Here is a 20253-nt window from a genome sequence, read left to right on the forward strand (position 1 = left end):
CGGGCGCCCCGTCCGGAATCCGCCAGCCCCCCGCCCCCTTCCTGCCTAGCCTCTGGAGCATGATGAGCACCGCCCCGTCCCGCCGTGCCGGCCTTCTCGCGGCCGGCGCCGCCACCGTCACCGTCGTCCTGTGGGCCTCCGCCTTCGTCTCCATCCGCAGCGCGGGCGAGGCGTACTCGCCGGGCGCGCTGGCGCTCGGGCGGCTGCTGTCGGGTGCGCTGACGCTGGGGGTGATCTGTCTGGTGCGCCGGGAGGGGCTGCCGCCCCGGGCCGCCTGGCGGGGGATCGCGATATCCGGGCTGCTGTGGTTCGGCTTCTACATGGTCGTCCTGAACTGGGGCGAGCAGCAGGTGGACGCCGGTACGGCAGCCCTGGTGGTGAACGTCGGGCCGATCCTCATCGCGCTGCTCGGCGCCCGGCTGCTCGGTGACGCGCTGCCGCCGCGGCTGCTGACGGGGATGGCGGTGTCGTTCGCCGGTGCGGTGACCGTGGGCCTGTCGATGTCCGGCGAGGGCGGCTCCTCGCTGTTCGGGGTGGTGCTGTGCCTGCTGGCGGCCGTGGCGTACGCGGGCGGGGTCGTGGCCCAGAAGCCGGCGCTGGGCCGGGCGAGCGCGCTGCAGGTGACGACGTTCGGGTGTCTGGTCGGGGCGGTGGTCTGCCTGCCGTTCGCCGGGCAGCTGGTGCACGAGGCGGCGAAGGCGCCCGCCTCGGCGACGCTCAACATGGTCTACCTGGGTGTGTTCCCGACCGCCCTGGCGTTCACGACGTGGGCGTACGCCCTGGCCCGGACGACCGCCGGCCGGATGGGCGCCACGACGTACGCGGTGCCCGCCCTCGTCGTCCTGATGTCGTGGCTGGCGCTCGGTGAGGTGCCGGGGCTGTTCACCCTGGCGGGCGGGGCGCTGTGCCTGGCGGGCGTGGCCGTGTCGCGGTCCAGGAAGCGCGCGGCGGCGGCTCCGGAGCCGGGCGGGGCCCCGGAGCCGCGCCGCGAGGACGTGGGCCGGCGTTAGGGCTGGCCCGGCCGTGCGCGCCTGCCCCGCGGCGCCGGGCACGCGCACTCGCCGCGGGGCCCGCCCGGCCGGAGGACGACGGTCGCGGCCCGACGGCGCCTAGAAGACCACCAGCGCCCGGCCGCCCTTGCCGGCCAGCATGTTGTCGAAGGCCGCCGGGATGCCGTCCAGGGCGATGTGTTCCGTCACCAGGGCGCCCAGGTCCAGGCGGCCGGTGCGGACGTGCTCGGCCAGGACCGGGAGGTCGCGGGCCGGGTCGGCGTTGCCGTAGACGCAGCCGGACAGAGTGCGGCCCCAGTGGAAGATCTCCAGGGCGTTGAAGGTGACCTGCTGGTCCTTGCCGCCGATGCCGACGACCGTGGTGCGTCCGCCGCGCCGGGTGGAGTCCCAGGCGGTGCGGATGGTGACCGCGCGGCCGACGCACTCGACGGCCACGTCGACGCCCTGCTTGCCGGTGAGGGCGCGGATCTCGCGGGCGGTGGTGTCGGAGGCGATCAGATAGTCGGTGGCGCCGGCGGCGCGGGCCAGCTCCTCCTTGTCCGGGGACACGTCGACCGCGACGATCTTCGAGGCGCCCGCGATCCGGGCCGCCTGGAGGGTGGCGAGCCCCACTCCCCCGACGCCGAACACGGCGACCGTCTCGCCCTCCCGGACCTTCGCCGAGTGGTGGACGGCGCCGTAGCCGGTGAGGACGGCGCAGCCGAGCAGGGCGGCGTCGGTGAGCGGGATGCCGTCCGGGCAGGGCAGGACGCAGGACGCGGACACCACCGTCTCCTCGGCGAACGCGGCGACGTTCAGGCCGGGGTGCAGGTCGGTGCCGTCGTCGGCGCGGCGGGCGTGCGTGTTCGCGGCGCCGGCCAGGGCGTCGGCGCACAGCCAGACCTCGCCGAGCGAGCAGGGGTGGCAGACGCCGCAGGACGGAGCCCAGTTGAGGACGACGCCGTCGCCGGGCGCGACATGGGTGACGCCCTCGCCGACGGCGACGACCGTGCCGGCGCCCTCGTGGCCGAGGACGGCGGGGAGCGGCACGCGCATGGTGCCGTTGGACAGGGACAGGTCGGAGTGGCAGACCCCGGCGGCGGCGAGCCTCACCCGGACCTGGCCGGGGCCGGGCTCGGGCAGCTCGATGCCGGTGACCTCCAGCGGGGAGCCGACGGCGGGTACGACAGCGGCGCGGACGACATCACGGACGGCCATGACGTGGGCAACTCCCCTGGACTAGAACTGGAGGGACTTGGTCTGGAGGTACTCGGCGAGGCCGTGCGGGCCCAGTTCGCGGCCGACGCCGGACTGCTTGTAGCCGCCGAACGGGGCCAGCGGGTTGAAGCGGCCGCCGTTGATGTCGACCTGGCCGGTGTCCATGCGGCGGGCGAAGGCGACCGCCTCCGCCTCGTCCCCGGCCCAGACGGCCCCGGCGAGGCCGTACACCGTGCCGTTGGCGATCCGCAGGGCGTCCTCCTCGTCCTCGTAGCGCAGGACGGACAGGACCGGACCGAAGATCTCCTCCTGGGCGACGGTCATGTCCTCGGTCACGTCGGCGAGGACGGTCGGGCTGACGAAGTACCCCTGCTCGCGCGGGGCTTCGGGGCCGCCCGCGACGAGGCGCGCGCCCTCGGCGACACCCTTCTCGATGTAGCCGCGCACCCGCTCCTGCTGCTTGGCGTTGACGACCGGGCCGATCCGGTCGCCGTACTTCGCTGCGGCCTCGGCGGCCAGCTCGACGGCCTCGTCGTACTGGTCGCGGTGGACCAGCATCCGGGTCCAGGCGCTGCACGTCTGGCCGGAGTTGGACATGACGTTGGCGACGCCGACGTTCACGGCCTTCGCCAGGTCGGCGCTCGGGAGGATCACGTTGGCGGACTTGCCGCCGAGCTCCAGGGCGACCTTCTTGACGGCGGCGCCGGCGATCGCGCCGATGCGGCGGCCGACGGCGGTGGAGCCGGTGAAGGAGACCAGGTCGACGTCCGCGTGCTCGGCGAGGGCCTGGCCGGCGACCGGGCCGAGGCCCGTGACCAGGTTGAAGACGCCCGCCGGGACGCCGGCCTCGTGCACCGCCTCGGCGAAGAGCTGGGCGGTGAGCGGGGTGTCCTCGGCGGGCTTGAGGACGACCGTGCAGCCGGCCGCGAGCGCCGGGGCGACCTTGGCCACGATCTGGTGGAGGGGGTAGTTCCAGGGGGTGATGGCGCCGACCACGCCGATCGGCTCGTGGTGGACGACGGAGGTGCCGATCTTCTCCTCGAAGGCGTACGTCGCCGCCAGCTCGGCGTAGGAGCCCGCGACCGCGATCGGGGCGCCGGCGTGCACGGCCTGCGAGAACTTCAGCGGTGAGCCGAGCTCGGCGGTGACGGTCTCGGCGATCTCGTCCTTGCGGGCCACCAGCACGTCCCGCAGGGCGGTCAGGCGCGCGGCGCGCTGGGCGGGCGGGGTGGCGGCCCAGCCCCGCAGGGCGGCGCGGGCGGCCCGTACGGCGGTGTCCACGTCCAGGGCGGTGCCGGCGGGGACCTTGCCGATCACCTGCTCGTCGGCCGGGTTCACCACGTCGATCGTGTCCCGGCCGTCGGCGGGGCGCCAGGCTCCGTCGATGTACATGCCGTCGTGTGCCTTCATCGCGTTCCTTCCGGGCGGGCCTCGTCGTCCGCCCCCAAACTAGCGCCGATAGTTTTACGGCACCAGGGGCGGCCACCATGGTGGCGCGGCTCACCCTCCCGGACGACCGGATGCCGGCGGGATCACTCCTCCAGGTCCGGCAGCCGCGCCGGGGCGGGGCAGATCCGTTCGCCGTGCTGGTCGAAGACGAACAGGTGGGCGAGGTCGACGAGGAGGGGGACCTGCATGCCGTGGCGAAGGTGGACGTCGGGGGTGGTGCGGACGATCAGGTCGCCGGGCAGACGGCCGTCAGGGGCGGTGACGGCGGGTTCGGTGTCCGCCGGGTCGTCCATGACCACCACGGGACCCGCGCGCAGGGTGCCCGCCCGTTCCTTGAGCCGGTCGAGGACCGTGCCGTCGCGGCGGCGGCGCCCCGCGGGGCGGGCAGCGGGCCGTGGAGCCTCCAGATCGGGCACGACGGCGGGCCGTGAACCGGTGTTGAAGTGGACGAGGACCTCGTGGCCCTGGAACTCGACGTGCTCCACCAGGCCGGTGAGCAGCACTTCGCCGGGGCGGGCGGAGGCGGGGTCGGCGATCCGGACGGCCTCGGACCGCAGGCCCACGATGACCTCGCGGCCCTGCTGGACGCGGAGCAACTGGTGGTCGAGGGACAGTGGTTCGGGCAGGCGCAGGTACTGCTTGCCCAGGCTGATGGTCATCGCGCCGTCCAGCGGGGCGCGTACGAGGCCGCGCAGCAGGTTGATGCGCGGGGTGCCGAGGAAGGCGGCGACGAAGACGTTGCGCGGCAGGGCGTAGACGGTCCGCGGGGTGTCCACCTGCTGGAGCGTGCCGCCGCGCAGGACGGCGACGCGGTCGCCGAGGGACATGGCCTCGGACTGGTCGTGGGTGACGTAGACGGTGGTGACGCCCAGTTCGCGGGTCAGTCTGGTGATCTCGGCGCGCAGGTGGTTGCGGAGTTTGGCGTCGAGGTTGGACAGCGGCTCGTCCATCAGGAAGGCGGTGGGCCGGCGGGAGATCGCCCGGCCCATGGCGACGCGCTGGCGTTCGCCGCCGGAGAGCTGGGCGGGGAAGCGGTCGAGGAGGTCCTCGATGCCCAGCATGCGGGCGGTGGCGTCCACGCGGGGGCCGTGGTCGGCCTGGGGCGCCTCGACGCGCAGCGGGAAGCCGATGTTCCCGCGGGTCGTCATGTTGGGGTACAGGGCGAAGTTCTGGAAGACCATCGACATGCGCCGCTCGGCGGGAAGCTGGTCGTTGGCGTACGCGCCGTCGAGCAGCAGGCTGCCCTCGGTGATCTCCTCCAGCCCGGCGATCATGCGCAGCACGGTGGACTTGCCGCAGCCGGAGGGGCCGAGCAGGACGAGGAACTCGCCGGGCGCGATGTCCAGCGACAGCCGGTCCACCACGCGGACGCCTCGCGCGTAGGTCTTGCTCACGTCGTGCAGGGAGATGGCGCGTGTCATGGAGTGCCCCCGGGGGCTCACTGGCGCTGGGTCTTCGTGGACGGACGCCTCGTACGGGACGCACGGGGCGTGTGCGTCACGGAAGTTAACGGACCGTGCACGGCCGGGGGAAGACACCGGACCGCAACTCGCGGGAGCGTCCATATGGCGAGAAAGCGGACGATCGGATTCAGCGCGGGGGGCGTCTCACGGGTTGATCACGGCACGGGCACGCGTCCTCGGCCCAGTCGCCGCCGTCGCGGCCGCCTTCGCCGCCGCTCGGCGCCCGGCGCAAGCGGCTGGACCGGCGCGCCGGATCGCCGCCGGGGTCGCGCGCGCCTGCGCGGGCCCACCGCGGCCCGCCCCGGCGGCCCGCACGGCGCAGACGGTCCTCCGGCGGCCGGCAGCAGGACGCCGTTCAGGACGATTACGGCCCTGGTCGTTCCCCCGATCCCCCTGGGGTGACCGCCGTCATCCCCCGTGGCCCGGCGGGACCTCGCGGCGGTCACCGCCCTGAGGCGCCGTACGACGCGAGGGCCGGGTCCGGCCGGGGCCGCCGGCGGACGTGCGCTCGGGCGCCGGTCCGGACGGGGAGCGCAGGGCGACGCCCGAGGACAGCAGGAGCAGGGCGCCGAGCATCACGAAGGGTGCGGCCACACCCGCGACACCGGCGATCAGACCGGCCGCGGCGGGTGCGGCGACCTGACCGAGCCGATTGCCGGTCAGGCGCAGCGCGAGGGCGGTGGAGCGGGCCTCGTCGGGGGCCGCCTGGACGACGGTCGTCATGGACAGCGGCTGGCCGACGCCCAGGCAGAAGCCGAGGACGACGAGCATCACGCCCAGCGCCCACACCGGCACCGGCAGCGCGACGCCGGCACACAGCACGGCCGCCAGCACACAGGTGACAGTGAGCAGGACGGTGCGGCCGAGCCACCGCAGCAGGGGCATCAGCACCAGCCGGCAGGCGATCGTGGCCGCCGCGCGCAGGCTGAGCAGCACGCCGATGACGGCCGGGGAGATGCCCCGGTGCTCGCCGACCACCGGCAGGTAGGCGGTGAGGATGTCCGTCGCGGACAGCACCGACAGACTGATCAGGATGCCCGCGGGCACGCCCCGGGCGCGCAGGATGCCTCCCACCGGGACGCGCGGCCCCTTTTCCGTACGGGACTCGGCGGACACCGGATGCTCTATGCGCCACAGCGACGTGAACGCGACCGCCGCTCCCGCGCCCGCGACGACCAGGGCGAGCGCGCTGCTGCCGGCCATGTCGGGGCCGCCGATCAGGGCGCCCGCGGCGACGGGACCGATGAGCTGACCGAGCGAGGCGCCGATGGTGAAGTGACCGAAGTTGCGGTCCTGTTCGTGCGGCGCGGACTGGCGGGCGACCAGCGACTGGGCGCCGATGACGAAGCAGAGGTGTCCGAGGCCCATGACGCCGCTCCACAGCGCCATCGTCCACAGCGACCCGGCGACGCCGCTCAGCGCGCAGCCGCCGGCGATGAGCACCACCCCGACGGGCAGCAGCGGCGCGCAGCGGCCGTGGTCGGTGCGGCGGCCCAGCGGCACGGCGGCGAACAGCGGCAGCAGCGCGTACACACCGGCGATGACACCGACCGCCCGCTCGTCCGCGCCCAGCGCGAGGGCCCGGTAGGAGACGGCGGGCCGGGCCATCGACACCGCCCCCTGGGCGAAGCCGAAGGCGATGACGAGGCGGAGCAGCCAGCCGCGGTTCCCACCGGGCGCCATGATCGTGTCCTTCCTGATGATCAGATGATGCCGAACAGGATGCCCGCCGCGAGGATCACCAGGCTGGTCAGGACCGCCCACTTCACGACGAACCGGGTGTGGTCGCCGAACTCGACCTTGGCCATGCCGACCAGGACGTACACGGCGGGGACGAGCGGGCTGGACATGTGCAGCGGCTGGCCGACGATCGAGGCGCGGGCGATCTCCAGCGTCGGCACGCCGTGCGCGTGGCCGGCCTCGGCGAGCACCGGCAGGACGCCGAAGTAGAAGCCGTCGTTCGACATGAAGTAGGTCAGCGGCAGGCTCAGCAGGCCGGTGACGAGGCCCATGTGCGGGCCCATGCCGTCGGGGATGGTGTCCACGAGCCAGTTGGCCATGTGGTCGACCATGCCGGTGCCGGTGAGGACGCCGGTGAAGACGGCGGCGGCGAAGACCATGCCGGAGACGTTGAGGACGTTGTCGGCGTGGGCCGCGATCCGGGCCTTCTGGTCGGGGATGTGCGGGAAGTTGACGGTGAGGGCGAGCGCGGCGCCGATCAGGAACAGCACCGGGATCGGCAGCAACTCCATGATCATGGCGGTCAGCAGGACGACCGTGAGCAGCGCGTTGAACCAGTACAGCTTGGGGCGCAGGGTCGCCCGGTGCGGGTCGAGGCCCTGGAACTCGTCGTCCGCGGCGCCGTCCTGTCCGGCCGGGCCGCCGGAGCCCGCGGCGGGCGCGGAGGCCTTGCCGGAGCCGGTGCCGGCGCCGGAAGCCGTGCCCGTGCCGGCCGCCGCACCGGCGCCGACCAGCACCGTCTCGGTCTCGTCCTGCCGCACCAGCGCCTCGTCCAGCGTCAGGGTGCCGAGCCGCCGGCGCTCGCGCAGACCGAGGACGTAGGCCAGGACGACGACCGCGACCAGACCGACGGCCAGGGCCGGGATCATGGGCACGAAGATGTCGGTGGCGTCGACCTTCAGCGCGGTGGCGGCGCGGGCGGTGGGGCCGCCCCAGGGCAGGGTGTTCATCACACCGTTGGCCATCGCGGCGACACCGGTCATCACGACCAGGCTCATCTTGAGGCGCTTGTACAGCGGGTACATCGCCGAGACCGTGATCATGAAGGTGGTCGAGCCGTCGCCGTCCAGGGAGACGATGGCGGCCAGCAGCGCGGTACCGACGACGATCCGCATCGGATCGGCCTTGCAGAACTTCAGGATCGCGCGGACGATCGGGTCGAACAGCCCGACGTCGATCATCACACCGAAGTAGACGATCGCGAACATGAGCATCGCCGCGGTGGGGGCGAGGCTGGACACGCCGTCGATGACGTAGTCGCCGAGCTGGGCGCCCTTGCCCACGAACACGCAGAACAGCGCGGGAATCAGCACGAGCGCCGCGATCGGCGACATCTTCTTCATCATGATCAGGACCAGGAAGGTCGCGATCATGGCGAAGCCGAGGATGGTCAGCATGAATGGATACCTAACGTTCGCCCTTGAACATCCCACCGGGGCAGGCGGTGCGAGCGACGTTAGGTGGCGCGAAGCCGCGTTAACAAGACGTTGACATGCGAGCAATAAGCGCAAAACTCCAGGTCACAGCTTTGCTCAGGTCGGGGGTCGGGTCAGTGCCCGGTCACGGGGGCTACCTCGACGGGTACGCCGTTGAGGACCGCGTTGCCCGAGAGCGGGTCCAGCAGGCTGCCGTCGAGGAGCTGGTTGACGTTGACGCCGGGGTCGCCGGCGGCGTGGGTGAGGCGGGTGCCGGGCCGGTCGTGGCCCCAGCCGTGCGGGAGGCTGACCACGCCCGGCCGGACCGTGCCGGTGACCTCGGCGGGGGCGGTCACCTCTCCCCCGGCGCCCTTGACGCGCACCGGCTCCCCGTCCCGCACGCCGAGCCGGCCGGCGTCGTCGGGGTTCAGGTGCAGGGTGCAGCGGTTGGAGCCGCCGGTGAGGGCGGGGACGTTGTGCATCCAGCTGTTGTTGGACCGCAGGTGGCGGCGGCCGACCAGGACGAGCCCGCCGGGGCGCTCGGCCATGGCGCGCCTCAGGCGCGGCAGGTCGGCGGCGATCGGCGCGGGCAGCAGCTCCACCTTGCCGCTGCGGGTCTTCAGCGGCTGCGGCAGGCGGGGGCGCAGCGGTCCGAGGTCGATGCCGTGCGGGTGGGCGAGCAGCCGCTCCAGCGACAGCCCGTCGGGGCGGGCGCCGAAGCCGTCGCCGTAGGGGCCGAGGCGCAGCATCATGTCGAGCCGCCGTTCGGGGCCGTCGCTGCCGGTGAGGCCTGCGGCGAGGTCGCCCGGGTCGCGTCGTTGCACGGGTGAGTGCGGGTCCCGTACGGCCTTGCCGAGGGTCTGCTCGATCACCATGGCGTCGACGGCGGCCGGGTCGGCGCCGTGACTGCCGGTGGCGGCGAGGATCAGCCGGGCCAGGATCTCGGTCTCGGCCATGCGGCCGGGTTCGAGCGGGACGGCGGGGCGGGTGTAGCGGACCTGGTTGCGCACCGCGAGGGTGTTGAAGGCGAAGTCGTGGTGCGGGCTCTGGGCCGGCGGGGGCGGCGGCAGGACGACGTGGGCGTGGCGCGAGGTCTCGTTCAGGTACGGGTCGACGCTCACCATGAAGTCGAGCGAGTCCAGCGCCTTGTCGAGCCGGTCGCCGTCGGGTGCGGACAGGACGGGGTTGGCGGCGATCGTGATCAGTGCGCGGACCGGCTCGCCCTCGTCCGTGGCGGTGTCGATCTCCTCGGCGAGGGCGGACAGCGGCAGCTCGCCCTTCGCCTCGGGGTGTCCGCTCACCCGGGAGTGCCAGCGGCCGAGCGCGAAGCCGTGTCCTGGCCCGGCGGGGCGCGGGGTCCGGTCGGTGGCGGCCTGCGGGAAGAGGGCGCCGCCGGGCCGGTCGAGGTTGCCGGTGAGGATGTTGAGGACGTCCACGAGCCAGCTGGCGAGGGTGCCGTGCGGGACGGTGCAGCTGCCGATGCGGCCGTATACGGCGGCGGTGGGGGCGGCGGCGAGTTCGCGGGCGAGCGCGCGCGTCGTCCCGGCGTCGACGTCGCAGGCGGCGGCGACCGCCTCCGGCGTGAAGTCCCGTACGGCGTCGGCGAGTTCCTCGACCCCCTCGACGTGCGGGGCGAGGTCGCCGAGGCCGGCCAGGCCCTCCTCGAACAGGACGTGGGCCATCGCGGCGAGGAGCAGGGCGTCCGTGCCGGGGCGGATCGCCACGTGCCGGTCGGCGAGCTTGGCGGTGCGGGTGCGGCGCGGGTCGACGACGGTGAGGGTGCCGCCGCGGGCCCTGAGGGCCTTGAGCCGGCCGGGGAAGTCGGGTGCGGTGCACAGACTGCCGTTGGACTCCAGCGGGTTGGCGCCGATGAGGAGCAGATGGTCGGTGCGGTCGAGGTCGGGCACCGGGATGGCGTTCGCGTCGCCGAAGAGCAGCCCGCTGGAAACGTGCTTGGGCATCTGGTCCAGCGTGGACGCGGTGAACAGGCTGCGGGTGCCGAGCGCGGCGAGCAGGACGGGCGGGTAGAGGGCACCGGCCATGGTGTGCACGTTGGGGTTGCCGAGGACGATGCCGGCGGCGTGCGGGCCGTGCCGTTCGACGACGGGGCGGAGGCCCGCGGCGACCGCGTCGAACGCCTCCTCCCAGGTGGCCTCGCGCAGCTCGCCGTCCCGGCGCACGAGGGGTGTGCGCAGCCGGTCGGGGTCGGAATCGAGGGCGCCGAAGGAGGCGCCCTTGGGGCAGATGAACCCGCGGCTGAAGACGTCGTCGCGGTCCCCGCGGGCGGCGGTGACCTTGGTGCCCTCGATGCTCAGGGTCAGGCCGCAGGTGGCCTCGCACAGGGGGCAGATACGCAGGGCGGTGCGGGACACGGGTCCTCCCGGAGGGCGGCGGCGGTGACGCGCGGACGTGGAACCTCGCGGCGAGCATACCGACCGGTAGGCATGTTGGGGAGGTCTCCGGAGAACCCGGGATGACGGCCTTCCCCTCCCCTGCGTCAGTCGAGCACGCGTCCCAGATACGCCGCCAGCAGCTCCCGGGCCTCGTCGATGATCGCTTCGTCGCCGTCCGGCGCCACCCGGAAGGCGAGCTGGACGAGGGTGTCGGCGGTCTCCACGGCGACCAGGAAGGCACGGCGCACGGCCTCGTCGGGGCGGCGGCCGAGGTAGCCGGAGAGCAGCTCGGTGACCCGGTCGGCGACGCGGTGGTTGGGCTCGGCGTGGCGGTCGCCGACCGGTATCTGGTTGCCGAAGTCGACGAGGGAGAAGCCGGGCGCGGTCCGCTTCATCGCCAAGTACTCGTCGAGCACGGCGTCGAGGGCGTCGCGCCAGCCTCCGTCCCCGGTCTCCGTCAGCCGCTCGGTCACGCGCTCGGCGTAGCGCTCGAGGTTGCGCTGGGCCAGCGCGTCGGCCATCTGCCGCTTGTTGCCGAAGAAGCGGTACACGGAGCCGATGGGAACGCCGGCGCGCTGGGCCACGGCCCGGGTGCTCAGCGCGTCGTAGCCGACCTCGTCGAGGAGGGCGGCGCACGCGTCGAGGATCCTGGTCAGCCGTTCGGCGCTGCGCCGCTGCACGGGGGCACGACGGAGCGGGGTCGCGTGGGGCACGTGCATCATGATGCCTTTCCGCCGTGGCCCGGGGAACTGTGACCTCCGGCAGGCGGGCGGGGGGCTGCGCGGGGCGGGGCTTCTTCCTCGCGGAGCGCCGGCTCCGTGGCGCCGGTCGGCTCCGCGTCCGAGGCCGTGATGTCCGCCGTGCTCTCCACCGGCTCACCGTCGACGGCCCAGACGGTGCCGTCGTCGGCGTGCAGGCGCGCGGTGACGTGGTGGGTGCCGCGCGGGACGAGCCCGGCGGCGAGGCGGTGGCGCGGGCCGCGCAGGGGGGTGACGAGGTCTCCGTCGACGAAGAGGTACGCCACACCGCGGCCGGCCACCGCCTTCGCCTCCGTGCCGGGCGGCGAGAACCGGAAGCCGCGGACGGTCAGGCGGACGTCCCAGCTGTCGTCGGCGTTGGGCTGCACCTCGATGCCGACCTCGGGCGCGTGCGCGGCGTCCACCTCGCGGTAGCGCCGGCCGTCCTCGTCGGTGTCGCCGAGGAGTCTGCCCGCCGACGTCGGCGACGCCCCGGTCCCCGGCTCTTCCTCGTCACTGGAGCCGCAGCCCGCGGATCCGGTCAGCAACAGGACACAGACCGCGAGCGCGGCGACTGCTCCCCGCGTCCACGACATGCCGGGAGAGTAGAACACCGGTCCGACACTCCGGATCCTCCTGGGGTCTGGTTCCGGTCATCGTCCCCCGGAAGGAGGGCGAAGGTCCGTCCGCCCTCTTGCGCCCGGGAAACCGCAATCCTACGGTGAGGCATAGGAATCAGTGTGCGAGGGAGCTATCCATGAGCGGGGACGCGCGGAAGACCGCGGAGGGCCTGACCTACCTGTCCGGTTTCGGCAACGAGCACAGTTCGCAGGCCGTTCCGGGCGCGCTTCCCGAGGGCCGGAACTCGCCGCAGCGGGCGCCCCTCGGGCTGTACGCCGAGCAGCTCAGCGGATCGGCCTTCACCGAGCCGCGGGCCCACAACCGGCGTTCGTGGCTGTACCGCATCCGCCCCTCGGCCGCGCACCCGGCGTTCACCCGGACCGGCAACGGCGCGATCCGCACCGCGCCGTTCACCCAGTGCGTGCCGGACCCCAACCGCCTGCGGTGGAACCCGCTGCCCGAGCCCGACGCCGGGACGGACTTCCTGGCGGGCCTGTGGACCCTCGGCGGCAACGGCGACGCGGCCCAGCGCACCGGCATGGCCGTGCACCTGTACCACGCCAACGCCTCCATGGAGCGGGTCTTCAGCGACGCCGACGGCGAGCTGCTGATCGTCCCGGAGCGCGGCGGACTGCTGCTGCGCACCGAGTTCGGGCTGCTGCACGCCGAGCCGGGCCATGTGGCGCTGATCCCGCGCGGGGTGCGCTTCCGCGTGGAGCTGCTCGACGACGATGCCCGCGGTTACGTCTGCGAGAACTACGGCGCCCCCTTCCGCCTCCCCGACCTCGGACCGATCGGCGCCAACGGCCTCGCGAACGCCCGGGACTTCCGGGCGCCGGTCGCCGCGTACGAGGACGTGGAGGGCCCGGTGGAGGTGGTCAACAAGTTCTGCGGCAACCTCTGGACGGCCGTCTACGACCACTCCCCCCTCGACGTGGTCGCCTGGCACGGCAACCACGTGCCGTACGTCTACGACCTGCGCCGCTTCAACGTGATCGGCACGATCTCGTACGACCACCCCGATCCGTCGATCTTCACGGTGCTCACCTCCCCGTCCGACACCCCCGGTCTCGCGGGCGTCGACTTCGTGGTGTTCGCGCCGCGCTGGCTGGTGGGCGAGGACACCTTCCGGCCGCCGTACTTCCACCGGAACGTGATGAGCGAGTACATGGGCCTGATCGAGGGCGCCTACGACGCGAAGGCGGAGGGCTTCGTGCCGGGCGGCGGTTCGCTGCACAACATGATGTCGGCGCACGGCCCGGACCGGGAGACGTTCGACCGGGCGAGCGCCGCCGAGCTGAAGCCGCAGAAGATCGACGACGGGCTGGCGTTCATGTTCGAGACCCGGTGGCCGGTGACCCTCACACCCCAGGCGACCCGTGCCGAGCACCTGCAGCAGCGCTACGACGACGTCTGGCAGGGCCTGGAGCGCCACTTCCGCCCCTTGCACTGAGGATTCCCCTACCGGTACGGATGGCCCGTGACCTCCTTCGCCCCGGACTCCATCGTCCTGAACCGCAAGCTGCCGCTCTGGTACCAGGTGTCGCAGTCGCTGCGCGCCTCGATACTCGGCCGCTCGCCCCGGGACCCGCTGCGCCTGCCCACGGAGGAGCAGCTGGCCGGCCACTACGGGGTGAGCGTGCTGACCATGCGGCAGGCGCTCAAGGAGCTGGAGGACGAGGGGCTGATCACCCGCCACCGCCGGCGCGGCACCTTCATCGAGCCGCACGCCCGGCGGGGTGCCCCGGTGCGGCTGCTGGGTTCGGTGGACGCCATCGTGGCCCAGCAGTCCGGCATGAAGGCCGAGCTGCTGGGCCACGGCACCGCTCCCGTGCCGCCCGAACTCGCCGAGTACTTCCCGGATCTGGCCGAGGCGGCCACGTACCACCGGCTGCGCTGCGACGAGAAGACCGGCGAGCCCACCAACCACGCCCGCAACTGGATCCGTCCCGAACTGGCCGCCCGCATCGACCCGGACGACCTCGCGCGCTGGCCGATGACCAAGGTGCTGCGGGACGTGGTGGGCATGGACATCAGCCGGATCACGGACACCGTCGAGGCCCGGCTCGCGGACCCGGAGACGGCGCGGCTGCTCGAAGTGCCGCTGCTCAGCCCGATCCTGCACTACACGGGCATCACCTACGACACGGCGGGACGGGTGCTGGACGTGGCCGTCATCCACTACCGGGGGGACCGTTTCTCCTTCACGGTCACCCTGGACGCCACCTGAGGCCGTGGCGCCCCGTCGTACGATGCCGGGCGTGACGCACGACGACGCTCCGCGGCCGGCGGACCTCATGCCGTGGTCCGTCGCACCGCCGCGGCTCGGCCGGGGCTGGCCGGCGGCCCCCGACCCGGCGTCCCTGAAGGCCCGCTGGGACGCCCTGGTGAAGGCGGAGGGACCCGACCGCGAGGCCCTGTTCGAGCCGACGCGCTCGCGCACGCTGCACACGGCGGTCGGGCAGCTGCCGGGCACCTCCGGCGCCACGGACCGGCTGCTGCGCGCCTCCGGGCCCTGTCCGGAGCCGGTCCGCGTGCTGCGCGCGCCCTTCGACGAGCAGTGGCTGATTCCCGACCACCGGCTGATCGACGCGGCCCGTCCCGAGCTGTGGCGGGTGGCCGACGAGCGGCAGGTCTTCGTCGTGGAGGCGTCCGACGCCGCCGGCCCCCTCCTGCTCGCGACCTCGCGCCTCCCCCTGTTCGGACCGGCCCGCGTCCGCCCCCTGCACCGGCGTCCCGGCGGGGCCGAGCCGAACCTGGCCCCAGGACTGCTGGACCACCTCGCCGGCCGGCTCGGGCTGCGCCCCGGTCCGCTGGACCTGCTGGCGTGGATGGTGGCGGCCGTCCGTCCCGGCCCCGTGGTGCCGCTGACCGCCGACCCCGCCCAGTGGGAGCACGGTGTCTCGCTGGGCCGCCGCGCGCTGTGGCTGATGCGCCGCGACGGCGAGCGCCCCAAGCTGCCCGGCGGACGCCGCCCCTATGTCCGCGCCCCGCTGCCCGCGCGCCCGCTGACCCTGCGCTACGACCGTGACGAGGAGGCCCTGTACCTGGACGAAGGCCGCGTCTCCCCGGTGCCGCCCGGTGCCTGGGACTTCGAGGCGGGCGGGGTGCGGGTCCTGGAGCAGTGGTTCGCGGCCCGCACCGCCGAGGGCGACCCGGGCACCCTGGCGGCGATCCGCCCGGCCGGCTGGCCGCAGGCCTGGACGTCCGAGCTGCTGGAACTGATCACGGTCCTCGCCCTGCTGGCCGAACTGCGCCCGCGCTGCGCGGAGCTGACGGTGACGGACCCGGTCACGGCCACGGAACTGCGCACCGCGGGCGTACTGCCGGCCCCCGAGACCTCCCGCAGGCCGGCCTCGGTCCTGGACGGCCGGGAGGAGGGGCCGGAGGGGCAACTGGCGCTGCTGTGAGAAGCGGGTCCCGGGCGCGACCAGGCCCGCGGAGAGCCTCTCCGCCGGCTGCCGGGTCCCGACCGCCCCCGGACCGGGACCGGGCGGCGAGCATCGCCGGGACCGTCTCGAAGTCCCCGCCCGGCTCGCCCTCGTGGACGGACAGGGAGACGCTCACACCGGCCGGGCGGGGCTCTACGCGAAGCCGTCCAGCACCCGTTGCAGCGCCCGTTCGAACACCGCCTCCAGGTCGATCGGGCCGGCGTCCTGCGTGAAGGAGGCGGCCAGCCGCGGGTAGGCGCCGCTCGCGAGCTGCCGGCCCAGGTAGGCGATGCGCACCGCGTTCTCCTGCTCCTGGGACCAGGGCAGCGAGCGAGTGCGCTCGACCGTGGCGAGTTCATTGCCGACGTAGGTCGTCACGACGCCGTTCACCATCGCCACCAGCTCCATCTTCGTGCCGTACGGCGCGTCGAAGGGGTCGAGGCAGGCCAGGCAGTGCTCCAGGTAACGCAGGGCGTTGGGGCTGAAGCCGTAGACCGGGGACATCAGCCGGGGCAGCCAGGGGTGGCGGTGCATCAGCGCGCGGGTCTGGTGGGCGACCCGCAGCATGTCGGCGCGCCAGTCGCCGCTCGGCTCCCACAGCTCGTGCTCGCCGCTGACGGCGTCCATCATCAGCTCGTGCAGGTCCTCCTTACGGGGGACGTAGTTGTACAGCGACATGGTGCCGCAGCCCAGTTCGGAGGCGACGCGGCGCATCGAGACCGCGTCCAGGCCCTCCGCGTCGGCGATGCGCACCGAGGCGGCGGCGATGTCGGCGCGGGTGTACGCCGGTCTCGGCCCCCGGCCGGTGCGCTCGGGGCGCGCCCAGATCACTTCGGGTACGGCCGCTCGGCCCGCCATCGTTCATCACCTCGGCCACCATCCTAGTTACGTACACCGTACGTAGTGCGCTATGGTCCTCCCATGACTACTACGTACGCTGTACTTAGTGAAGGTCTGGAGAAGCGCTTCGGCGACGTGCGCGCCCTGCGCGGGCTGGACCTCGCGGTGGCCGAGGGCACGGTGTGCGGGCTGCTCGGGCCGAACGGGGCGGGCAAGACCACGGCGGTGCGGCTGCTGACCACGCTGCTGCGGCCGGACGCGGGCTCGGCACGGATCGCGGGCCACGACCTCGTACGGGAGGCCGCGGCCGTCCGGCGCCGGATCGGCGTGACCGGGCAGTACGCCTCGGTCGACGGGGACCTCACCGGACGCCAGAACCTGCGGCTGTTCGCCCGGCTGCACCGGGTGCGGGACGCCTCCGCGCGGGCCGCCGAGCTGCTCGACCGGTTCGGCCTCACCGAGGCCGCCGACCGGCCCGCATCGACCCTGTCGGGCGGCATGCGGCGCCGCCTCGACCTGGCGGCGAGCCTGATCCGCCGGCCCGAGGTGCTCTTCCTGGACGAGCCGACGACCGGTCTGGACCCGGCCAGCCGGAATCAGATCTGGGACGCGGTGCGGGCCCTGAAGGAGGACGGCACGACCGTGGTGCTGACCACGCAGTACCTGGAGGAGGCCGACCGTCTCGCCGACGACATCGCCCTGGTGGACCGGGGACAGGTGGCGCACACGGGGTCGCCGGCCGAGCTCAAGGCGCTGGTCGGGGCGCACGCGGAGGCCGTCGTCGCGGACGCGGACGCCCTGGAGCGGGCGGCGGGCGTCCTCGACCGGCTAACCGGGACGCAGCCGGTGCTCGACCACGAACGCCTGACGGTCGGCGCGGTGAGCACCGACCCGACCCTCACGCTCCCGCGCCTGGTGCGCGAACTCGACGCGGCGGGCGTGCCCCTGGTGGACGCGAGCCTGCGCCCGCCGACCCTGGACGACGTCTTCCTCCGCCTGACCGGCAGCAAGGAGCTCGCGGCATGAGCACGACGACGGCAACGACGACGGGACGGACCACGCCGTACGACCTGACGTACGACGGCGCCGCGATGCTGGGCCGGCAGTTGCGGCGGATCCGGAACAATCCGGGGCTGCTGATCCTCACCCAGACGATGCCGGTGACGATGCTGCTGTTCTTCGGCTACGTCTTCGGCAGCGCGCTGGCGATGCCGGGCGCGGAGTACCGGTCCTTCCTGGTGCCGGGCCTGCTGGTGGCGACGGCCGCGAACGGGATCATGACGGGCATGTTCCAGGCCGCCCAGGACACGCACCGGGGTGTGACGGACCGGCTGCGCACCCTGCCGGTGAGCCGGGCCGCGGTGCCGCTCGGGCAGGCGGTCGCGGACGTGCTCGTCACGGCCGCCGGGACGGCGCCGTTCCTGCTGGTCGGGCTCGCCGTGGGCTGGCGGGTGGAGGGCGGTGCGCTCGGCGCGGCCGGTGCCGTGGGGCTGTTGCTGCTGTTCCGGTTCGCCACGACGTGGATCGGGATCTACCTGGGCCTGCTCACCCGGAGCGAGGAGGCCGCCGGTCAGCTGGGCGGGGCGACCTTCGTGCTGCCGCTGCTGTCCAACGCGTACATCCCGACCGGGGGACTGCCGGGGTGGCTGCGCACGGTGGCCGAGTGGAATCCGATCAGTGCGGTGACCACGGCGCTGCGTGATCTCTTCGGCAACGCGCCCGTGCCGGAGGGCGCCGCCTGGCCGGTGGCGCATCCCGTCGCCGGGTCGCTGGCCTGGTGTGCGGTACTGCTGGCGGTGTTCGCGCCGCTCGCCGTACGCGGGTACGCGCACGGCGAGCGCTGAGCGGGCCGGGCCTTCGTCACCGCCGGGCGGGGACACGGCGGGACGGGGACGTGCCCGCGCCGGGGATCACACCGGGGCGCCACCGCGTGCCGTGGGGATGACGGACGGGTGCGCGGCGCCGCGCCGGGACGGTGTGATCACCGTGGCGCGGGCCTCAGTTGCCGCCGAACAGCGAGCGGCGCAGTCGGCGCAGTGGCGCGAAGAGCGAGACCCGGCGGACCCGGGCGCCCCTGCTGCTGCGCTTGTGCGCGGGCTCACGCGCGGTCAGCTCGCGCATCAGCGACGTCGCCTCCAGCGTCTCCCGCTGCGGAAGGGCGGGGCCTCCGAGCACCGCGAGATGGCGGTCGAGGCGCGAACTGGTCGCGCTGCTCCCGCAGGTGATCGCGGGCACCCTTGCCCTGCTGCGCACTGTTATCTGTTCCATGTCACTCCCCACCCGTACGAGTCCACCCGGCCCGGGCAGGGTAACCCTATCGCCCCGGTGAGGCAGCCGTGTATCGCGGTCACAGGATTCACCTTCCCCGTAAGGGTGTTGACGATTACTCTCCGAATCCAACAGATTCCAGGGCGAGTTGGACAACAGGCGTGCTGGTGGGCCGGGCCGAGCCCCCGCCGGGCTCGACGGTCACGGCCAGTGACGTCGCGGACCGGTCCAGGTTCGACGCGAGCAGGGGCGTGTCGCCGTCGAAGAGCCCCAGGGAGCGCGGGACGGCGCCGGGGCGCATGAGCCACAGCTGGTGCACGCGGCCACCGGACGGCTCGCCGTATCCGCGCAGGGTGACGACCGCGCGCCCCTCGGAGGCGGAGGCGACCACCGCGACGCCGCGGCCCCGGCCGTCCACGCCGCTCGTGGCGCGGGCGTCCGGAGCCGACAGGACGTGGGCGATCTCACGCGCCCGGTCCCGCGCGGTGTCCAGCTCGTCCTGGGTCCGGCCGGCCTGCACGGCGAAGAGCGCGGCGACGACGAGGGCCGCGGCGGCGGTCACGGTGGCGAACGGCACCATCAGGGGGCGCGGCCGGGCGGCGCGGGCGCGTTCCGGGGGCGGCCGGACGCCCCAGACGTGCGGCGGCAGCCGGCGCGCGGGCCCACGCCGGGGCGCGGGCTCCTGCGCGGTGGCGCGTACGGCGGCCAGGACGCGGTCGCGCAGGGCGGCGGGCGCCGGGGCGGCCGTGGACCAGGCCAGGCGCACGGCGTCCTCGGACAGGTCCCGCACCTCGCACGCGCAGCGGTCGCAGGTGCCGAGGTGCTTCTCGAAGCGGACCCGTTCGGGGCCCTCCAGGGCGTCGAGCGCGTAGGGCGCGGCGAGCGAGTGGAGGTCGCCGCGGCGCGGGAACATCCGGCCGAAGAGGCTCATGCGGTCCCTCCCAGGCAGTCGCGCAGGCGGTTGAGCCCGTCTCTCATCCTTGTCTTCACCGTGCCCAGGGGGAGGGAGAGCCGCTCGGCCACTTCCCGGTAGGTGTAGCCGTCGTAGTAGGCGAGGGTGACCGACTGGCGCTGGAGGGCGGTCAGCCGGTCCAGGCAGCGGCGCACCCACTCGCGTTCGAGACCGGCCTCGACCTCCTCCTGGACCTGGTCGAAGGCCGGGTGGTGGGCACGCCGGGCCTCGCGCCGCTCACGTTCGCCGGCCGCGCGGGCGCTGCGCACCCGGTCGACGGCGCGGCGGTGGGCGAGGGTGAGGACCCAGGACAGGGCGCTGCCCCGGCGCGGGTCGAACCGCGCGGCGGAGCGCCACAGTTCGAGCAGCACCTCCTGGGCGACCTCCTCCGACTGGGCGGGGTCGCGCACCACGCGCCGGACAAGTCCGAACACCGGACCGGACACCAGTCCGTACAGCTCCTCGAAGGCCTTCTGGTCACCGTTCGCCACGAGCGTCAGCAGCTCGTCCGCCTCCACCCGCTCCCCCTCTCCGCGAGCCGCGCCGGGCCCGTCCGCATCGCCTGGGCCGCGCGCAACGGCCGCGCCCTGTGGAGGAATTACGGATCAGCGGGCGGAAAACGCGGGTCCGCGGGTGTGCGATCGGCCGCGGACCCGAATCCGGGGCGGGACCAATCCGGGTGCGGGACCGCTCCGAATGCCGGTGCGTCAGGGAATTCGGCACCGAGGGACGGACGG

18 protein-coding genes are annotated in these 20253 nt (G+C 73.9%); 6 read left to right on the forward strand and 12 right to left on the reverse strand.

The window, feature by feature from the left end; all coding sequences use genetic code 11:
• Positions 1–62: 62 nt before the first annotated feature.
• Complete coding sequence (locus ACIRG6_RS35975; RefSeq protein WP_403326185.1) at positions 63–1010, forward strand: DMT family transporter; 948 nt, start codon at positions 63–65, stop codon at positions 1008–1010.
• 99 nt (positions 1011–1109) lie between these two features.
• Here ACIRG6_RS35975 and ACIRG6_RS35980 read toward each other — a convergent pair whose 3' ends face one another.
• The 8 genes from ACIRG6_RS35980 to ACIRG6_RS36015 form a co-directional block, all read right to left on the reverse strand.
• A complete protein-coding gene (locus tag ACIRG6_RS35980; protein ID WP_403326072.1) occupies positions 1110–2207 on the reverse strand; it encodes a Zn-dependent alcohol dehydrogenase in 1098 nt (365 codons plus the stop codon).
• Between the two features lie 21 nt (positions 2208–2228).
• Complete coding sequence (locus tag ACIRG6_RS35985) at positions 2229–3617, reverse strand: aldehyde dehydrogenase family protein (protein WP_403326074.1); 1389 nt, start codon at positions 3615–3617, stop codon at positions 2229–2231.
• 122 nt (positions 3618–3739) lie between these two features.
• On the reverse strand, positions 3740–5077 hold the full coding sequence (locus ACIRG6_RS35990; RefSeq protein ID WP_403326077.1) for an ABC transporter ATP-binding protein: 1338 nt from the start codon (positions 5075–5077) through the stop codon (positions 3740–3742).
• Positions 5078–5527: 450 nt separating this feature from the next.
• A complete protein-coding gene (locus tag ACIRG6_RS35995; protein ID WP_403326080.1) occupies positions 5528–6802 on the reverse strand; it encodes an MFS transporter in 1275 nt (424 codons plus the stop codon).
• Positions 6803–6822: 20 nt separating this feature from the next.
• A complete protein-coding gene (locus ACIRG6_RS36000; RefSeq protein WP_403326083.1) occupies positions 6823–8256 on the reverse strand; it encodes a CitMHS family transporter in 1434 nt (477 codons plus the stop codon).
• 152 nt (positions 8257–8408) lie between these two features.
• On the reverse strand, positions 8409–10646 hold the full coding sequence (locus ACIRG6_RS36005; protein ID WP_403326086.1) for a molybdopterin oxidoreductase family protein: 2238 nt from the start codon (positions 10644–10646) through the stop codon (positions 8409–8411).
• 125 nt (positions 10647–10771) lie between these two features.
• The gene (locus ACIRG6_RS36010; protein WP_350723611.1) at positions 10772–11389 is read right to left on the reverse strand and encodes a TetR/AcrR family transcriptional regulator; all 618 of its coding nucleotides are present in this window, start codon (positions 11387–11389) and stop codon (positions 10772–10774) included.
• Positions 11386–12000, reverse strand: coding sequence for a hypothetical protein (locus tag ACIRG6_RS36015; RefSeq protein ID WP_364676892.1), 615 nt, complete (start codon positions 11998–12000; stop codon positions 11386–11388). Before ACIRG6_RS36015 ends, ACIRG6_RS36010 begins: the two co-directional genes overlap by 4 nt.
• A gap of 161 nt (positions 12001–12161) precedes the next feature.
• Here ACIRG6_RS36015 and hmgA point away from each other — a divergent pair, with 161 nt between their 5' ends.
• The 3 genes from hmgA to ACIRG6_RS36030 are packed head-to-tail and all read left to right on the forward strand — an operon-like array spanning position 12162 to position 15435.
• The gene (gene hmgA / locus ACIRG6_RS36020) at positions 12162–13478 is read left to right on the forward strand and encodes a homogentisate 1,2-dioxygenase (protein WP_365024410.1); all 1317 of its coding nucleotides are present in this window, start codon (positions 12162–12164) and stop codon (positions 13476–13478) included.
• A 27-nt stretch (positions 13479–13505) separates the two neighbouring features.
• A complete protein-coding gene (locus ACIRG6_RS36025) occupies positions 13506–14255 on the forward strand; it encodes a GntR family transcriptional regulator (protein WP_189230442.1) in 750 nt (249 codons plus the stop codon).
• A gap of 22 nt (positions 14256–14277) precedes the next feature.
• Entirely contained in the window at positions 14278–15435 is a 1158-nt protein-coding gene (locus tag ACIRG6_RS36030; RefSeq protein WP_350723661.1) for a type ISP restriction/modification enzyme, read from the forward strand.
• Positions 15436–15609: 174 nt separating this feature from the next.
• On the opposite strand, the gene ACIRG6_RS36035 is transcribed toward ACIRG6_RS36030, so the two are convergent.
• Positions 15610–16314, reverse strand: a complete 705-nt coding sequence (locus ACIRG6_RS36035) for a TetR/AcrR family transcriptional regulator (protein WP_225635748.1) — start codon at positions 16312–16314, stop codon at positions 15610–15612.
• A 63-nt stretch (positions 16315–16377) separates the two neighbouring features.
• Between ACIRG6_RS36035 and ACIRG6_RS36040 the strand changes: the two genes are divergently transcribed.
• Together ACIRG6_RS36040 and ACIRG6_RS36045 are read left to right on the forward strand one after the other, a co-directional pair.
• Complete coding sequence (locus tag ACIRG6_RS36040) at positions 16378–17322, forward strand: ATP-binding cassette domain-containing protein (RefSeq protein ID WP_364819757.1); 945 nt, start codon at positions 16378–16380, stop codon at positions 17320–17322.
• The gene (locus tag ACIRG6_RS36045; protein WP_403326092.1) at positions 17319–18140 is read left to right on the forward strand and encodes an ABC transporter permease; all 822 of its coding nucleotides are present in this window, start codon (positions 17319–17321) and stop codon (positions 18138–18140) included. Before ACIRG6_RS36040 ends, ACIRG6_RS36045 begins: the two co-directional genes overlap by 4 nt.
• A gap of 154 nt (positions 18141–18294) precedes the next feature.
• Here ACIRG6_RS36045 and ACIRG6_RS36050 read toward each other — a convergent pair whose 3' ends face one another.
• The 3 genes from ACIRG6_RS36050 to ACIRG6_RS36060 form a co-directional block, all read right to left on the reverse strand.
• Complete coding sequence (locus ACIRG6_RS36050; RefSeq protein ID WP_189230437.1) at positions 18295–18564, reverse strand: hypothetical protein; 270 nt, start codon at positions 18562–18564, stop codon at positions 18295–18297.
• 115 nt (positions 18565–18679) lie between these two features.
• Positions 18680–19495, reverse strand: a complete 816-nt coding sequence (locus tag ACIRG6_RS36055) for an anti-sigma factor (protein ID WP_364676899.1) — start codon at positions 19493–19495, stop codon at positions 18680–18682.
• Positions 19492–20034 carry a sigma-70 family RNA polymerase sigma factor gene (locus ACIRG6_RS36060; RefSeq protein ID WP_403326097.1) on the reverse strand — a complete coding sequence of 181 codons (543 nt, stop codon included), beginning with the start codon at positions 20032–20034 and terminating at the stop codon, positions 19492–19494. Before ACIRG6_RS36060 ends, ACIRG6_RS36055 begins: the two co-directional genes overlap by 4 nt.
• Between the last annotated feature and the right edge of the window lie 219 nt (positions 20035–20253).

This window comes from Streptomyces flaveolus, assembly GCF_044765825.1.
GTDB lineage: Bacteria > Actinomycetota > Actinomycetes > Streptomycetales > Streptomycetaceae > Streptomyces > Streptomyces flaveolus.

What these genes read in the sequence shown, in the direction of transcription:
- ACIRG6_RS35990 (WP_403326077.1), bottom strand. Translation starts at nt 5,077, where the DNA reads ATGACACGCGCCATCTCCCTGCACGACGTGAGCAAGACCTACGCGCGA.
- ACIRG6_RS36040 (WP_364819757.1), top strand. Translation starts at nt 16,378, where the DNA reads ATGACTACTACGTACGCTGTACTTAGTGAAGGTCTGGAGAAGCGCTTC.
- ACIRG6_RS35975 (WP_403326185.1), top strand. Translation starts at nt 63, where the DNA reads ATGAGCACCGCCCCGTCCCGCCGTGCCGGCCTTCTCGCGGCCGGCGCC.
- ACIRG6_RS36050 (WP_189230437.1), bottom strand. Translation starts at nt 18,564, where the DNA reads ATGGAACAGATAACAGTGCGCAGCAGGGCAAGGGTGCCCGCGATCACC.
- ACIRG6_RS36015 (WP_364676892.1), bottom strand. Translation starts at nt 12,000, where the DNA reads ATGTCGTGGACGCGGGGAGCAGTCGCCGCGCTCGCGGTCTGTGTCCTG.
- ACIRG6_RS36030 (WP_350723661.1), top strand. Translation starts at nt 14,278, where the DNA reads ATGCCGGGCGTGACGCACGACGACGCTCCGCGGCCGGCGGACCTCATG.
- ACIRG6_RS36000 (WP_403326083.1), bottom strand. Translation starts at nt 8,256, where the DNA reads ATGCTGACCATCCTCGGCTTCGCCATGATCGCGACCTTCCTGGTCCTG.
- ACIRG6_RS36055 (WP_364676899.1), bottom strand. Translation starts at nt 19,495, where the DNA reads ATGAGCCTCTTCGGCCGGATGTTCCCGCGCCGCGGCGACCTCCACTCG.
- hmgA (WP_365024410.1), top strand. Translation starts at nt 12,162, where the DNA reads ATGAGCGGGGACGCGCGGAAGACCGCGGAGGGCCTGACCTACCTGTCC.
- ACIRG6_RS36010 (WP_350723611.1), bottom strand. Translation starts at nt 11,389, where the DNA reads ATGATGCACGTGCCCCACGCGACCCCGCTCCGTCGTGCCCCCGTGCAG.
- ACIRG6_RS36035 (WP_225635748.1), bottom strand. Translation starts at nt 16,314, where the DNA reads ATGGCGGGCCGAGCGGCCGTACCCGAAGTGATCTGGGCGCGCCCCGAG.
- ACIRG6_RS35985 (WP_403326074.1), bottom strand. Translation starts at nt 3,617, where the DNA reads ATGAAGGCACACGACGGCATGTACATCGACGGAGCCTGGCGCCCCGCC.
- ACIRG6_RS35980 (WP_403326072.1), bottom strand. Translation starts at nt 2,207, where the DNA reads ATGGCCGTCCGTGATGTCGTCCGCGCCGCTGTCGTACCCGCCGTCGGC.
- ACIRG6_RS35995 (WP_403326080.1), bottom strand. Translation starts at nt 6,802, where the DNA reads ATGGCGCCCGGTGGGAACCGCGGCTGGCTGCTCCGCCTCGTCATCGCC.
- ACIRG6_RS36045 (WP_403326092.1), top strand. Translation starts at nt 17,319, where the DNA reads ATGAGCACGACGACGGCAACGACGACGGGACGGACCACGCCGTACGAC.